Origin of the sequence: Lysinibacter sp. HNR (genome assembly GCF_029760935.1) — a bacterium.
GTDB lineage: Bacteria > Actinomycetota > Actinomycetes > Actinomycetales > Microbacteriaceae > HNR.
In genome coordinates this window covers 453,989-468,826 of the sequence record NZ_CP121684.1, presented here as the reverse complement: position 1 = coordinate 468,826, position 14,838 = coordinate 453,989, and the positions used below count along the sequence as shown (strand labels likewise).

The window sequence follows — 14,838 nt, the reverse complement described above, 5'->3', positions numbered from 1 at the left end:
CCCACGCTCACCCTTCACACGCCCTTGGCTGCCGAGCTATCGCCCTCTTCGGTGTCAGCGTCGACCTCGTCCCGGTCTTCGCCATCTGCGTCAGCCTGAACATCTGCACCATTCAGGTCTTCTTGACCCTCACCTTGTTCCTCGTCCCCTACCAGTTCGCCCGCAACAAACGCCCGCAGATCCTCGAGATGATAACCCCAGACCTCCTGGTATTCCAACGCGCGGTGAGCAGCATCTTCGAGCATATCGAGACCGGTCTCGGTAACAGTTATTCGCGTTTTATCTCCTTCGGAGCGCAGAACAATGAGCACCGACGTGGGGTATTTGTCCTGAACATCCTGCCAGGTGAACCCCAGCGAGTGGCCCGCAATCATAATGTCTACCGTGCCGGTTGCGTGACGAACTGTGTCTTCCTCTTCCCAGATCTCACTGATGCCACCGCCGATTGATGCTTCAAGTGTCAGGTCAGGCCACCAGATCTCTGTATTTTGCGGGTCCACGAGGGATTGCCACGCCGTTTCACGCGGTGCCGACAACACAGTGTGAGCGATAACCGGGCCAACAGACATGATAGCGATTCCTCATCTTAGATAGTGAACAGGTTCTTACTATCCAGATTAGTACCACAAGCACCCACTACGCAGTTTGAGTGCGAGAATAGTCGAGTGACCAGCCCCAACAGCACCCCTGCCATTCCCGGATGGAAGCACATCTACTCGGGAAAAGTACGCGATCTCTATGAACCAGTTAACCCGCTCGATAACAGTCTGCTTGTGGTGGCGAGCGACAGGGTGAGCGCATTTGATACGGTTCTCGAACCGGGTATCCCCCACAAGGGCTCCCTACTCACCGAACTTTCTCGCTGGTGGTTTGGGCAGCTCAGTGATTTTCCCAATCATCTCAGAGACACCGCTCCGCCGCAGGAGGTGGCTGACCGTGCGATGGTCACCGTCAAACTCAATATGTACCCGATCGAGTGCGTGGTTCGGGGGTACCTGACGGGTAGCGGTTGGGCAGAGTACCAGCGGACGCAGAGTGTATGCGGCGTGCCGCTCCCCTCCGGTCTGACCGATGGTGACCGCCTCCCTGAGCCGATCTACACACCGGCCTACAAGGCTCCGCTCGGTGCACACGATGAAAACATTAGCTTTGAACAGAGTGTGCAACTGGTGGGACCGAACGTAGCCGCGGCCCTGCGCGATAGTTCGCTCGCAATTTTTTCTCGGGCGTCTGAGCTTGCCTACTCGCGCGGGATCATACTCGCCGACACCAAGTTTGAATTTGGAGCACACCCCGCTACCGGGATCCTCACCCTCGGAGATGAGGTACTCACAAGCGATTCCAGCCGCTACTGGGATGCGGAAACCTATCGCAGCGGGGCCACTCTGCGAGAGCGGCTCGCCAGCTTCGATAAGCAGATCGTGCGTGACTGGATCAGCACGCACTGGGATGGAACTGGTGAGGCTCCGCCACTGCCCGACACAATCGTGCAACAGACGGAGGAGCGATACCGCGAGCTCCTCGCCAGACTCATCACCTATTGATTGAAGCTTCAAGTTAAGTTATCCTGGACACATCCCTGACAAATTCTCCTCCTGCCGAAAGAGAGCGCACCGTGTCCAACCAAACACAGTCCAATGCCACCACGCCCAGTGCGCACGGCGGACAGGCTCCCGACGACCTGCTCGCAGCCAACACCAGAATGGGAGCGGTTACCCTCTCCGTAGGGAACCTCGACACCATGATCGACTACTACCATCGCGGAATCGGCCTCCAGGTTCTGGAGCACGGAACCTCAAGCGCAGCTCTGGGAAGGCAGGGAGTCCCCAGTCTGATCCTCGAGCATAAACCCTCACTCAAGCACGCTCCCGCAAGCGCAGCCGGGCTTTTCCACACAGCCTTCCTCTTTCCGCAACAATCGGAACTTGCCTCCTCTGTCTTCTCAGTCGCGCGCAACTTTGACACATCATTCACGGGCAGCAGCGACCACCTCGTGAGCAAGGCGCTCTACTTTGATGACCCCGAGGGCAACGGTGTTGAGCTTTACTGGGATCGCCCGCGTAGTGAGTGGACGTGGGAAAATGGCGCAATTGCCATGGCTACAAACCGGCTCGACCCCAATGTCTTCCTCCGCGAAAACCTCACAGCAGAGGGAAGCGAAACGGTTGCCGACACGGCAGCCAGCGTGGGGCATGTGCACCTCAAAGTGGGAGATATCAGCACCGCCGAGAAATTCTATGTGCACACCGTCGGCTTTGAGGCGACCGCCCGCTACGGCTCACAGGCCCTCTTTGTGGCGGCGGGCGGGTATCACCACCATCTCGCGATGAATACCTGGCAGAGCAGAGGGGCGGGAGACCGCACCCCCGCCCTGGGACTCGGCGAGGTGTCGGTTCGCCTCCCACGCATCGACGACATTACCGCCCTGGAACAGCGCCTCCGCGACCGCGGCGTGGCCACCCGCTACGACGGTCAAGAGCTCCTCTTTAACGACCCCTGGCAGAACACGGTCCGCATCCGAGTGGATTATTAGGGATAGGTATGGCTAACCTGAGCAGTTTAGTTCGCTAAGCTGGTCGGGTGCGCCGTTCCCTTCTCAACCTGGGTCTTATCGCTGCGCTTGTCGTGCTCATCTTGGTATCGGCCAGCGCGGGCCAGCTCAACATTAGCCCCTCCGAGGTCTTTGGCTCGGTGATGCACCGGATCGGCATCCCCCTCGGCCCGCTTCCTGCCAGCGAAACCGCAGAACTTGCGCTGTGGACAGTGCGTTTTCCCCGCATCATCATGGCCATCCTGGTGGGGGCCGCCCTGGCCACGGCGGGTCTACTCATGCAGGCCATCTTTGGCAACCCTCTAGCGGAGCCCGGCGTAGTGGGTATCTCCTCGGGTGCAGCCCTGGGGGCAGCCGCCACGATAGTCTTTGGGTGGACTTTCTGGGGCAACTGGACCATCGCGGCCACCGCGTTTGTCACGGGGCTCTTTGCCACACTACTGGTGTACCTGATGAGCCGAGCAAACGGTAAAACCGAGGTGGTCACGCTCATCCTCACCGGTATTGCGGTGAATGCCTTTGCCGGGGCGGGACTTGCGCTCTTCACCTTCCTGGGCGATTCCGCATCACGCGAACAAATTGTGTTCTGGCAATTAGGCAGCCTCAACGGCTCGCGCTGGGATCAGGTGGTCATCGTTCTTCCCCTCGTGATCGTGGGACTCCTCGTGGCCGCTTTTGTGGCCCGCAGACTCGACCTCCTCTCGCTCGGCGAGCGCACCGCCAGGCACCTCGGGGTTAACGTGGAGCTGCTGCGCATGTGTGTCATCGTTGTTGTTGCGCTTCTGGTCTGCGCGGCGGTCGCCTTCTCCGGCATCATCAGCTTTGTTGGACTGGTAGTTCCCCATCTGATGCGGATGATCCTCGGCCCGGCACACCGTCCCCTACTCTTTTCCAGCCTGGTCGGCGGGGCAGTGCTGCTTCTTGCGGCGGATCTTGTGGCCCGCACCGCCGTGGCCAATGCCGACCTTCCCATCGGCATGCTCACCGCACTCGTGGGCGGCCCGTTCTTCTTCTGGCTCCTCCGACGCACCCGCAAGAAATCGGGAGGCTGGGCATGATGATTCCCCGCAAAAACCACGCGCACCCGCCCATACCCGCACCCCTCACGCCGGGTGAGGCGGCCGTTGAGGCCCACAACATCACCGTGCACACGGCGGGTCGCAACCTCATTAGCAACGTCGATCTCACGGTTCGAGCGGGTGAGATTTTGGCCCTCATCGGCCCCAACGGCGCGGGAAAATCAACCCTCCTTGGTGCGCTCACGGGAGACAACCACATCACCACCGGACACATCACCATAACCGGTATACCTCTGTCGGACTGGACACTCAAACAGCTTGCCCGCCGCCGCGGTGTTCTTCTCCAGGACAACGGGGTTTTCTTCCCCTTTACGGTGGAGGAGGTGGTGGAAATGGGTCGAGCACCCTGGCAGGGAACATCACGCGACAACGATGACAAGGACGCCATAACCTCCGCCATTGCGGCCACCGACATCACGCATCTTCGCAGCAGACAGGTGCCGTCGCTCTCGGGAGGAGAGAGAGCCCGCACAGCGTTTGCCCGCGTTATTGCAGGCAGGACGGGCATCCTGCTCCTCGATGAGCCAACGGCCGCCCTCGACCTTAAACACCAGGAAGATGTTCTCACCCTGGCGGCAGAAAGAGCACGCCGAGGGGATGCCGTGGTGGTGGTTCTTCACGACCTGGGACTTGCGGCAGCCTATGCCGACACGATAACCCTCCTGAGCGAGGGAAAAGTGGTTGCTACGGGTACCCCCGAGCAGGTTCTCACAGCCGAGCGGATCACCAGCGTTTACCACCATCCCGTTGAGGTTTTCCCCCATCCGGTGAGTGGACAACTCATCATACAACCCCTGCGTCACTGAGGTTCAGAAGATCTTGCTGAGTTTTTTCACACAAAGCGATGCCAAATATATTAACCAGCTACAGAGTGCCTAGCCTTCCAAACTTCAGCCAATCCCTCTAAAATGAACCGCAGCACCAGATTGCAAAGGCATACTCATAGACACCCACACAAAATCTCCCAAGATCTCCCAAATACCAACCACCCCGGGCACATTTTCTTCCCGAGCGAGTCAGCAATTGCTGAACACGCGAGCGCTCATCATTGGATTTGTGATCATCCATGTCGTTTTTCTGGCAGCCCTGCTCCCCACAATTATTACCGGTAACACGCTCGGCGACCTCCCGCTCTACCGCTGGTGGGCGGAACAGGCCCTCAATAACAATCACTGGCAGGGAATCGACGTCCCCTGGGTCTACCCGGCGGGAGCGTTGATTCCTATCGTCGGGGCACAGCTCCTCGGCTCACACCTCTATCTCGCACTCTGGTTCGTGATGACAACCGTTCTGAACGGGGTGGGCGTACTCGCCCTGACAAATAAAGGACACAACAAAGAGGGCTTCACGGCCGCCTGGTGGTTCCTGCTCCTCAACGTTCTACTCAGCCCGGTAGCCCTACTGCGGCTGGAGGGAATCACCTCGCCCATAGTTGTGCTGGGTCTGATCATCCTGGCGCGGCGCCCCGTCGTGGCAAGCCTGGTTCTCACACTTGCCACCTGGATCAAGGTGTGGCCGGCGGCGGTCATGCTCGCCGTGGTAACGGCCGCCAAGAAAAGAATCGCCATTATCGCGGCGGGGGCTGCGCTCTCCGGCCTCATCTCGATAATCGTCATCCTGGCCGGCGGGGCTGCCAACCTCACCAGTTTCGCCACCATGCAAACGGATCGTGCACTCCAGCTCGAAGCGCCGATTACTACCCCCTGGGTATGGCTCTACTCACTCGGCGTTCCTCAGATACGGAGCTACTTCAACCATGAGATCTCAACCCGCGAGGTGAGCGGCCCGGGAACCGAGCTGGTCTCGGCCCTGATGAACCCCATCATGTTTGCCGCCATCGGGGCGATCCTCGTGCTGATGCTCCTGGCCCTGCGGAAGCAGAGTGACCGCACCCCGCTCATCCTGGTGGGAGCGCTCGGAATGGTGACGGCGTTCTTCGTTTTTAACAAGGTGGGATCGCCGCAATACGTGCTGTGGGTCACCCCCGTGATCGCGGTTGGTCTGGTTTACAGCGTGCAATTCTGGCGTTTTCCCGCCATAATCACCGCCGTTATCGCTCTGCTCACCACCCTGATCTTTCCCATTTTTTACATGCCGCTTGTGGCGGGAGAGTTCTATGCTGTGACTCTTCTCACCGTACGCAACGTTCTTCTTGTTGTTCTGCTGGTGTGGCCCATAGTCAAACTGTGCACGATGATACGGGCACCCCACCCCGTTTCACCCACCCCCAAAGACCCTCAATCGATCTAGGCGATGATACCCCGAGTGGTGCCGTTCCGAGCACCGCAGTGGGTGCAGTCCTCTCTGGCTCAGCCGCTAAGATAGTTTCATGCCCAAGATTGTTGTTGATGTCATGCCCAAGGCCGAACTGCTCGACCCCCAGGGAAAGGCGGTGGGGGGTGCGCTCGCTCGACTCGGCAAAAGCGAAATCAGCGAGGTGCGCATCGGAAAGCGCTTCGAGCTTACGATCGAGGGTGACCTCACCGACGAGCTACAAGCACAGGTGCGCGATATCGCCCGCAATATCTTGTCAAACTCCATCATTGAAGATGTTGTGAACATCACCGTAGAGAACACCGACGGGGAGCGCGCATAGTGTCGTTCACAATCGGTGTTGTTACTTTCCCCGGCTCGCTCGATGAGCAGGATGCGCAGCGCGCCATCCACCTGGCGGGCGCCGAGGCAGTGGAGCTCTGGCACGGCGACCACGATCTCCGGAACGTTGACGCCGTCGTGCTACCCGGTGGATTCAGCTACGGTGATTATCTGCGCGCCGGGGCCATCGCCGCGTTCTCCCCCATCATGCGCGAGATTATTGATGCGGCCGGGCGAGGCATGCCCGTGCTCGGCATCTGCAACGGTTTTCAGATGCTGGTTGAGGCGCACCTGCTTCCCGGCGGTCTCATCCGCAACAACCACCAGCAGTTTATTCGCCGCGACCAGGCCCTCACCGTTGAGAACACCTCAACATCCTGGACAAACGACTTTTCGGTCGGCGAAGAAATCATTATCCCGCTCAAAAACGGCGACGGAGGCTATATTGCCGACGCCGAAACGCTCAAGCGGGTTGAGGGCGAGGGTCTGGTAGCATTCCGCTACGCGGGGCTCAACCCCAACGGCTCCCTCAACGATATCGCGGGCCTCACCAATGAGCGCGGTAATGTGGTGGGTCTCATGCCCCACCCCGAGCACGCGGTTGAACCAGGATTCGGCCCGGATACCCCGCAAGCCATGCGCTCCGGCGTTGACGGGCTGCGCTTCTTTACAAGCGCCCTTCGCGCGCTCGCCGCGGTCTAACGCTTTCATCTTCACGTATCGAGATTACGCGTGAATATCGTTCCCATCACGGAGCTCTCAGATGCCCGGCTCACCGACTTTGCTCATCGCACCGATGTCGCGTTGAAACACGACCAAAAGACGAGGCACGGGATCTACATTGCGGAGTCGGCGCTCGTCATGGAGCGGGCACTTCACGCGGGCCATCTTCCTCGGGCCGTATTATCGCTCGGAGGGTCAACCCGTGAGGCGGAACGGCTCCTGGCGCACCACCCCGAGGTACCCATCTTTACCGGCCCGGGTGAGCTCCTGGCGGAACTTACCGGTTACGAACTGCATCGCGGTCTGATCGCTTCATTTCACCGGCCACCACTGCCCGACCCACGGGATATTCTTGCCGGCGCACGGCTGGTTGTGGTGATTGAGAATGTGGCAGATCCCACCAATGTGGGGGCTATCTTTCGCTCCGTGGGGGCGATCGGGGCGGATGCCGTCTTGGTGACGCAGCGATGCTCCGATCCGTTTTATCGTCGCTCCATTCGTGTGAGCATGGGAACAGTTCTCCAGGTTCCCTGGACCCGTTTCCCCGAGTGGGGCAGCGGGCGGGCGCTACTCGCAGAGACGGGTTTCCATGTAGCGGCCCTGGCCCTCACGGAGGACGCGGTGAGCCTGCGCGATTTTTCGGCGGAGCAGGAGGCCCTGACCCGGGCGGGGGTCACGCGCCGGGTTGCCCTGGTACTCGGTGCCGAGGGAAGCGGTCTGACCGACGAGGCCATAGGCGCGGCGGACTCGGTTGTGCAGATTCCCATGCGGCACGGCATAGACTCGCTCAACGTGGCGGCGGCCAGCGCAGTGGCTATCTGGGCACTGGGTACTTAATCACGGGAAAATATTCACACTCGTGCACACATAACTCACCGGTACCACCTCAATAAAGATCCGGCGGTGGCGCAGTGCTTCCTCGCACAACTAACCGGGCAGAGAGATAGGTTGGTTGAGGGGGATCCTCTCCCTCAAGCAAATCGCTCAGCATATGAACTGCACGAACTCCAATCTCTTGGAGCGGCTGAACCAGGGTCGTGAGCGGGGGTGTTGAGCTTCTAGCCTCAGGAATATCGTCAAAACCCACAATAGACAGATCCCGGGGGACGGTCAGGCCCAACTCCTGCGCAGCACTCATAGCTCCGAGTGCTGACATATCGTTAGCGGCAAATATGGCGGTGGGACGATCTGTGAGTGTCAGCAGCTCTTGCGTGGCCTGCGCGCTCTGTCGGAATTGATATCCCCCGTCGCGAACGTTTTCGGGACGAGGCTGCAAGCCCGCCCTCAGGAGAGCATCTCGGTAGCCGTCCTCGCGTAACCGTGCGGAGATGAGGTCACCTCTGCCACGGATATGAGCAATATTGCGGTGCCCCAGGTCAATAAGGTGTTGAGTGGCAATTTGCGCGCCACCAAAACTATCGGAATTAATCGTTGCGGATCCCTCTTGGCCCGTGTGCGGGTCAATCATCACAACGGGTATCGACTCTATGGGCGCGAGCACCGTTGGAGTAACGATGATTGCCCCGTCGATGAGGGTCCCTGCCAAACGGGAGAGGGAACGTCGCTCCCATCCGATAGCGGATTTTCCTCTCGACAGGCTCGAGTAGGCCAATAGCTCATACCCTTTTTCGGAGGAAGCCGTAGACGCGCCCTTGAGAAGCTCTACCGAGAACGGTTCAAACTCGGCAACCAGTATCCCCAGAACATTGGTGCGCTGCCGACGCAGACTGCTTGCCACAATAGAGGTTTCGTAACCAAGCTCATCGACAACAGACAACACACGCTTGAGCGTGGCCGGAGCCACGCCGTAACGCCCGTTAATCGCCTTGGAGACGGTTGGTATAGAAACCCCAGCTAGACGAGCAACATCACCGATCGTTACACGCCCCGGAGAATGAGGTTGATCGCTAGGCCCGGACATGATGCCCATACTACTAGGATGCGTCTCCTACATTTGTGTATAGCGAGGATATCCCCACAATTCTGAATTAGCAGGACGTTATAGAGCCGCGCTGTTGCTAACAGAGTCAGTACTGCAGCCCACATTTCGAACGTTTTGCGGGAGGGTGGGAGCGTCAAAGCTGTACAACCGTTTGTGTCCTTTTACAAATGCGTGATAGCGTTATCAAAAATCAGAATAGAAAACGATATCGATATCGTTTTCTATTCTGAGAGAAACGCAAGGAGACTCCACAATGAAGAGGAAAAAATACACTGCAGCCATGCTCGGCCTATTGGCAAGCACGACCCTGCTCCTCACGGGATGCGGCGCAAATACCGACACAAACACCGGCGGAAAGACCACCCTCACCCTCTGGCACAACTCAACCACAGGAGAGGGCAAAGAGTATTGGGAAAAAACAGCGATTGACTTTGAAAAAGATAATCCAGGCACCGTGGTTAAGATTCAGCCCATCCAAAACGAAGACATGGACGGCAAACTACAAACGGCACTCAACTCGGGTGACGCCCCCGATATCTTTATGGCCCGGGGCGGCGGCAAACTTGCAGACATCGTAGAGGCCGATCAGGTTTTAGACATCACCGACTCCCTTGATCCCTCCCTCGAAGGCGCAATCGGACAGGGGGTACTGAGCGCTTTTGAAGTGGATGGAAAACTCTATGGCATGCCCATTGCCGTGTTACCGGGCGGAATATTTTATAACAAAGATATTTTCACCGAGGCGGGCATCGAAACCCCACCAACAACCGTGAGTGAGCTAGAGTCCGACTCCTCCGCTATCAAAGAATTGGGCACTAGTGCAATCGCCCTGGGGGCAAAAGACGCCTGGCCGGCCGCCCACTGGTACTATTTTTTCGCCCTGCGCAACTGTTCACAGGACACCATAAACGCAACGGCAAAAGCCAAAAACTTTAATGACTCCTGCTGGCTCAAGGCTGGAAAAGACCTGGAAGCTTTTATGCAGAGTGAGCCCTTTAACGACGGTGCCCTCACCACCTCTGCGCAACAGGGTGCCGGAAGCTCCGCCGGTCTTGTCGCAAACAATAAAGCAGCAATGGAGCTCATGGGAGCATGGAATCCCGGTGTCATCGCCTCACTCACTCCCGACCAGAAACCCCTCGCAAGCCTGAGCTGGTTTGCCTTCCCCGAGGTTACCGGAGGCAAGGGAGAACCTGGCGCCATGATGGGCGGCGTCGACGGATACTCCTGCTCCGCCCAGGCTCCGAAAAAAGAATGCACTGCCTTCCTCAATTTCATCGCTCAAAAGCAACAGCAAGAAAACTACGCCAGCGCCTTCCACACGCTTCCCGCCAATAAAGAAGCCCAGCAGGCCGTCACAGATCCCTCGCTGCAATCAATTCTTGCGGCATACAATGACGCACCCTACGTCATGGTATGGCTGGACACGCTTTACGGGCAGGGTGTCGGAAATGCTCTGAACTCTGCTGTGGTTGACCTTCTCGCCCAAAAAGGCACACCGGAAGACATCGTAAAAGCCGTGAATAACGCCTGGACCAGAGGCTAGTCCTCTGATGAACACCTCCCCCCTGACACACGCTTTGCCGCGGCCACGGAGCAGCAATTGGCGACAACGGCTTGAGATTCTTGTTTTTGCCGCCCCCGCGGTGGTGGTCTTTGTTTCCTTTGTTATCCTGCCGGTGATCATGGCCGGATACTACGGATTTTTTCGGTGGAAAGGATACGGAACCCCCAGTGACTTTGTGGGGCTTGATAACTACTTTGCTATCTTTCAGGACAGCGCATTTCATGAGGCACTGATCCATAACGGAACCATTCTCATACTGTCTCTGGTTCTCCAGGGACCACTCGCAATTGTTCTGGCCCTCCTGCTCAATCAAAAAATCAGGGGGCGCGCGGTCATCCGGATCTTGATTTTTGTGCCCTACGTTATTTCCGAAGTTATTGTCGGAATTGGCTGGGGCCTACTGTTACAGACGGACGGAGCAATAAATGATTTCCTCGACAGCGTCGGGTTGGGAGCCCTAAAAGCCGATTGGTTATCAGACCCTCAGATCGCAATCTGGTCCCTCATGGTTATTATTTCGTGGAAGTATATTGGCTTTGCGGTCATTCTCTTTCTCGCCGGGCTCCAGAGCATTCCGGAAGAACTCTTTGAAGCAGCAGCGATTGACGGGGCAAGTTACTGGCAAATACAGCGCAATATAACGCTCCCCCTGCTGGGCCCAACGCTTCGAATTTGGGCGTTCCTCTCGATTATCGGTTCGTTACAACTCTTCGATCTTGTCTATATCATCTGGGGACAGTACGTTTCTTCAACGGCCGGAACCTCGACCATGGCCACCTATATGGTGGCCAACGGTCGAGACGCGGGAAGCTACGGCTTTGGTAGTGCGGTAGCGGTTGTGATCTTTATCATCTCGCTCATTATTGCCCTAACCTACCAGCGTTTTGTGCTCCGCCGTGACCTGGCCGGTGCGCTCACCGAAGGAGAAAAATAATGTCGGTTATTCTGACCAAGAAAGGTGGCCGCACAGATCACAAAGCTGCTGCAAGATACCGCTGGGGCAGTCCCCTCACCTACCTTGTCGCGCTCGTGTTTATTGCGATATGTCTGGGCCCGGTGGCATACATCATCCTGGGAGGATTTCGAAGCAACTCGCAAATCACAGAGTCTCCCGCGGGGTTCCCCTCACCCTGGAAGTTTGACAACTACCTTGATGTGCTCACCGGATCCACGTTTTGGCAGGAGGTGGGAAACTCCCTGATCGCCGCCACCGCGACAACGGTCGGTGTTGTTGTTCTCGGGCTCATGACCAGTTTTGTCATCGCCCGATACCGGTTCAGGGGGCGAGGGGCACTGTATTCGTTATTTGCGGCGGGACTCATGTTTCCGATGACAGTTGCCATCACCCCGCTCTATATCCTGATCAAGAATTTGGGTCTGATGAATAACCTGGCCGGTGTCATCCTGCCCCAGATCGCTTTTGCGCTTCCCGTTACGATTATTATTCTGGTGCCCTTTTTAAGGGCAATTCCCGATGAGATCGAAGAGGCCGCCGCGATTGATGGAGCGGGTCGTTTCGGTTTCTTCTTTCGAATGGTTGTTCCACTGTCGATTCCAGGGGTTGTGACCACGGGAATTTTAGCGTTTGTTGCAAGTTGGAACAGCTATCTTCTACCGCTCTTTATCCTCAACGATCAATCAACCTTTACTCTGCCCCTCGGAGTGCAGGCTTTTGCCTCAGAGTACTCCGTCGATACAGCCCGAGTCCTTGCGTTTACCTCACTATCTATGATCCCCGCTCTCATTTTCTTTGCACTGTTCCAAAAGCGGATAGTCGGGGGACTAACCGGCGCTGTCAAGGGGTGAGCTGCTCCACCCGAGCAACCGAACCGTCCCAAGAAAATCACCCCTTCAACCACACCACCTAGCTGAAAGCGATACTCCCGTGACCACCTCCATCACTCCTCCACTCAACGTCTCTGAGCGAGTTCACAGCCTGCACGCTCGGATGACACTGGAAGAAAAACTGGCTCAGCTCGTCGGCTATTGGCTTGATCAGAACGGTGTTGTTGCTCCCATGCAGAGCGAGATGACCTCGGGAATAGAAGCACGCGGAGGACTATCCGAGGTCACAAAAAACGGGATCGGACACTACACACGAGTGTACGGAACGCGCCCGGTTGATCCTCAAGAGAGAGCGGCCTGGCTCTGGGAGGAACAAAGACGCTTAAAACGAGAGACTCGCTTGGGAATTCCGGCGCTCGTGCACGAAGAGTGCCTCACGGGGCTGGCCGCGTGGAAAGCCGCAACGTTTCCCACCCCGCTTGCCTGGGGTGCTTCCTTTGATCCCGAGCTGGTCGAGGAAATGGCCACCGCAATTGGGGAATCAATGCACCAACTCGGCATCCACCAGGGGCTTGCTCCGGTACTAGACGTTGTACGGGACCCACGCTGGGGACGCGTGGACGAGTGCATTAGCGAGGATCCCTACCTGGTTGGAACGATAGGGACTGCCTATGTTCGTGGACTACAGAGTGCGGGTGTACACGCAACCCTCAAGCACTTTCTTGGCTATTCCGGTTCACAAGCCGGACGTAACCACGCGCCGGTCCACGCGGGACCTCGGGAAATTGCAGATATTTTTCTGCCGCCTTTTGAAATGGCAATCCACGACGGCAAAGCCCGCTCCGTGATGAATTCCTACAGTGATATAGACGGTATTCCCATGGCCGCTCACACTGAATATCTCACGGAACTCTTACGCAAAAAGATCGGGTTTACCGGAACCGTGGTTGCAGACTACTTTGCCGTTGCCTTCCTCGAGGTTATGCAAGCCGTTGCAGAGAACGAGGGAGAGGCCGCAGAGTTGGCACTCATGGCGGGAATCGACGTTGAGCTTCCCACCGGAAAAACATATCTGGAACCGCTTGCGGCGCGTATCCGCAGCGGTCTTTTTGACGAAGCCTACGTTGACCGAGCGGTTTTGCGCGTACTCATGCAAAAGGAAGAACTGGGACTTCTTGAAAAACACTCCTACGAGGATGATCCGCCACACACTATCGACCTTGATTCACCGCGACATCAAGAACTAGCACGCCGCCTGGCCGCGGAGTCAGTGATTCTGCTTGCAAACGATGGCACGTTACCGCTCTCCCGAGGAAAACAGCGTGATGTGTCAAAAATTGCCGTCATCGGGCCAAATGCTCACCAAGCAGATGCCCTTCAGGGGTGCTATTCATTTGCCAACCATGTGCTTGTCTCGCATCCTGAATTACCGCTAGGTTTCCGAATCCCCACCCTGCTCGAATCGATTTCTGAGGTCTATACGGAGGCCGGCCTCACGGTTCCCGATCTCGTTTATTCACCGGGTTGCGAGGTTGAAGGGGACGATAGGGGCGGTTTTGCAGAGGCGGTGGAGGCCGCAGCCTCAAGTGATCTTGCGATCATCGTGGTTGGTGATCAGGCCGGCCTCTTTGGTCGTGGAACGGTTGGGGAGGGCAACGACTCTGAATCGCTTGAGCTTCCCGGCGTGCAGCGTCAGCTCGTCCAAGAGATTCTATCCACTCACACTCCCGTCATTCTGGTGTTGCTCACGGGTCGGCCGTACGCCATTGACTGGGCGCTTGATGGAGGGGATGCACCCGTTCCACAGGCGGTTCTGCAGGCCTTTTTCCCCGGTGAGGGCGGGGGTCTTGCAATCGCAGATGTCATTGTGGGGTCGGTGAACCCTTCGGGACGTCTTCCCGTCTCGATGCCACGCGGGGTGGGGGCCCAACCCTACTCCTATCTCCATCCGATTCTTGGCGGGCCCTCCGAGGTGACCGCGGCAGACTCCACTCCACTCCTCCCGTTTGGATTTGGCCTCTCCTACACCTCTTTTCGGTATGGAAAATTTATCGCCGAACCCTCAGTAGTCGCGGGAGGAGTGTTCTCCGCAGCGGTCTCCGTCGCCAATACCGGTGAGGAGCGCGGTACGGAGGTTGTCCAGCTCTACGGACACGATGTGTCCGCCTCCATCACGCGCCCGGTCGCGCAGCTCCTCGGGTATGCGCGCGTTGAGCTTGACCCCGGTGAGTCGGCGCGCGTGACCTTCTCCATCCCCACTACTCGCTTTGCGTTTAGTGATCGCACCATGAAAAAAATCGTTGAGCCCGGTGGGGTCGAGGTGTGGTGCGCCTCTCACGCCGCGGCATCCCCCACGAGACAAAACGCGGCACAGGCCTCGGGAAACGCGATTACCAATCTTAAAAAGTCCGTGAGCAAAAAACTACCGTCGGTTTCAACCCCTCGGATAGTGGTCGAAATTACCGGGGATGTTTACCCCGTCACACCCGCAGACCCTCGAATAGTGACCGTTCAAAAGCTCATGGAACCCCAAGATAGCACTTCCGGTCGACCCGTGGAACGAGCGGGGATACGACCGTGATAACAAACGTGAAGG

General features: G+C 57.6%; 14 protein-coding genes. 12 read left to right on the top strand and 2 right to left on the bottom strand.

From position 1 onward, the window contains the following. Positions 1-14: 14 nt before the first annotated feature. On the bottom strand, positions 15-569 hold the full coding sequence (locus FrondiHNR_RS02080) for an SRPBCC domain-containing protein (RefSeq protein ID WP_279353591.1): 555 nt from the start codon (positions 567-569) through the stop codon (positions 15-17). Positions 570-665: 96 nt separating this feature from the next. Between FrondiHNR_RS02080 and FrondiHNR_RS02075 the strand changes: the two genes are divergently transcribed. The 8 genes from FrondiHNR_RS02075 to FrondiHNR_RS02040 all read left to right on the top strand — a co-directional run bounded on the left by FrondiHNR_RS02075 (position 666) and on the right by FrondiHNR_RS02040 (position 7,785). Beyond that, on the top strand, positions 666-1,544 hold the full coding sequence (locus tag FrondiHNR_RS02075; RefSeq protein WP_279353590.1) for a phosphoribosylaminoimidazolesuccinocarboxamide synthase: 879 nt from the start codon (positions 666-668) through the stop codon (positions 1,542-1,544). Positions 1,545-1,702: 158 nt separating this feature from the next. After that, positions 1,703-2,533 (top strand): VOC family protein, encoded by an 831-nt coding sequence (locus FrondiHNR_RS02070; RefSeq protein WP_279354449.1) that lies wholly within the window; start codon positions 1,703-1,705, stop codon positions 2,531-2,533. A 47-nt stretch (positions 2,534-2,580) separates the two neighbouring features. Continuing rightward, positions 2,581-3,609, top strand: a complete 1,029-nt coding sequence (locus tag FrondiHNR_RS02065; RefSeq protein WP_279353589.1) for an iron ABC transporter permease — start codon at positions 2,581-2,583, stop codon at positions 3,607-3,609. Beyond that, positions 3,606-4,436 carry a heme ABC transporter ATP-binding protein gene (locus FrondiHNR_RS02060; protein ID WP_279353588.1) on the top strand — a complete coding sequence of 277 codons (831 nt, stop codon included), beginning with the start codon at positions 3,606-3,608 and terminating at the stop codon, positions 4,434-4,436. Before FrondiHNR_RS02065 ends, FrondiHNR_RS02060 begins: the two co-directional genes overlap by 4 nt. Positions 4,437-4,653: 217 nt before the next feature. Then, entirely contained in the window at positions 4,654-5,880 is a 1,227-nt protein-coding gene (locus tag FrondiHNR_RS02055; protein WP_279353587.1) for a hypothetical protein, read from the top strand. A 79-nt stretch (positions 5,881-5,959) separates the two neighbouring features. Then, positions 5,960-6,226, top strand: a complete 267-nt coding sequence (gene purS / locus FrondiHNR_RS02050) for a phosphoribosylformylglycinamidine synthase subunit PurS (RefSeq protein ID WP_279353586.1) — start codon at positions 5,960-5,962, stop codon at positions 6,224-6,226. Then, positions 6,226-6,927: a phosphoribosylformylglycinamidine synthase subunit PurQ gene (gene purQ / locus FrondiHNR_RS02045; protein WP_279353585.1), complete on the top strand. Its 702-nt coding sequence runs from the start codon at positions 6,226-6,228 to the stop codon at positions 6,925-6,927. The genes purS and purQ overlap by 1 nt, the downstream gene beginning before the upstream one ends. 30 nt (positions 6,928-6,957) lie before the next feature. Further along, the gene (locus FrondiHNR_RS02040) at positions 6,958-7,785 is read left to right on the top strand and encodes an RNA methyltransferase (protein ID WP_279353584.1); all 828 of its coding nucleotides are present in this window, start codon (positions 6,958-6,960) and stop codon (positions 7,783-7,785) included. A 49-nt stretch (positions 7,786-7,834) separates the two neighbouring features. Here FrondiHNR_RS02040 and FrondiHNR_RS02035 read toward each other — a convergent pair whose 3' ends face one another. Continuing rightward, positions 7,835-8,869: a LacI family DNA-binding transcriptional regulator gene (locus tag FrondiHNR_RS02035; RefSeq protein ID WP_279353583.1), complete on the bottom strand. Its 1,035-nt coding sequence runs from the start codon at positions 8,867-8,869 to the stop codon at positions 7,835-7,837. A 274-nt stretch (positions 8,870-9,143) separates the two neighbouring features. Between FrondiHNR_RS02035 and FrondiHNR_RS02030 the strand changes: the two genes are divergently transcribed. The 4 genes from FrondiHNR_RS02030 to FrondiHNR_RS02015 all read left to right on the top strand — a co-directional run bounded on the left by FrondiHNR_RS02030 (position 9,144) and on the right by FrondiHNR_RS02015 (position 14,823). Next, the gene (locus FrondiHNR_RS02030) at positions 9,144-10,436 is read left to right on the top strand and encodes an extracellular solute-binding protein (protein ID WP_279353582.1); all 1,293 of its coding nucleotides are present in this window, start codon (positions 9,144-9,146) and stop codon (positions 10,434-10,436) included. A 7-nt stretch (positions 10,437-10,443) separates the two neighbouring features. After that, a complete protein-coding gene (locus FrondiHNR_RS02025) occupies positions 10,444-11,391 on the top strand; it encodes a sugar ABC transporter permease (protein ID WP_279353581.1) in 948 nt (315 codons plus the stop codon). Next, positions 11,391-12,263 (top strand): carbohydrate ABC transporter permease, encoded by an 873-nt coding sequence (locus FrondiHNR_RS02020; RefSeq protein WP_279353580.1) that lies wholly within the window; start codon positions 11,391-11,393, stop codon positions 12,261-12,263. The genes FrondiHNR_RS02025 and FrondiHNR_RS02020 overlap by 1 nt, the downstream gene beginning before the upstream one ends. Positions 12,264-12,342: 79 nt before the next feature. Then, positions 12,343-14,823 carry a glycoside hydrolase family 3 N-terminal domain-containing protein gene (locus tag FrondiHNR_RS02015; protein ID WP_279353579.1) on the top strand — a complete coding sequence of 827 codons (2,481 nt, stop codon included), beginning with the start codon at positions 12,343-12,345 and terminating at the stop codon, positions 14,821-14,823. Positions 14,824-14,838 lie beyond the last annotated feature (15 nt).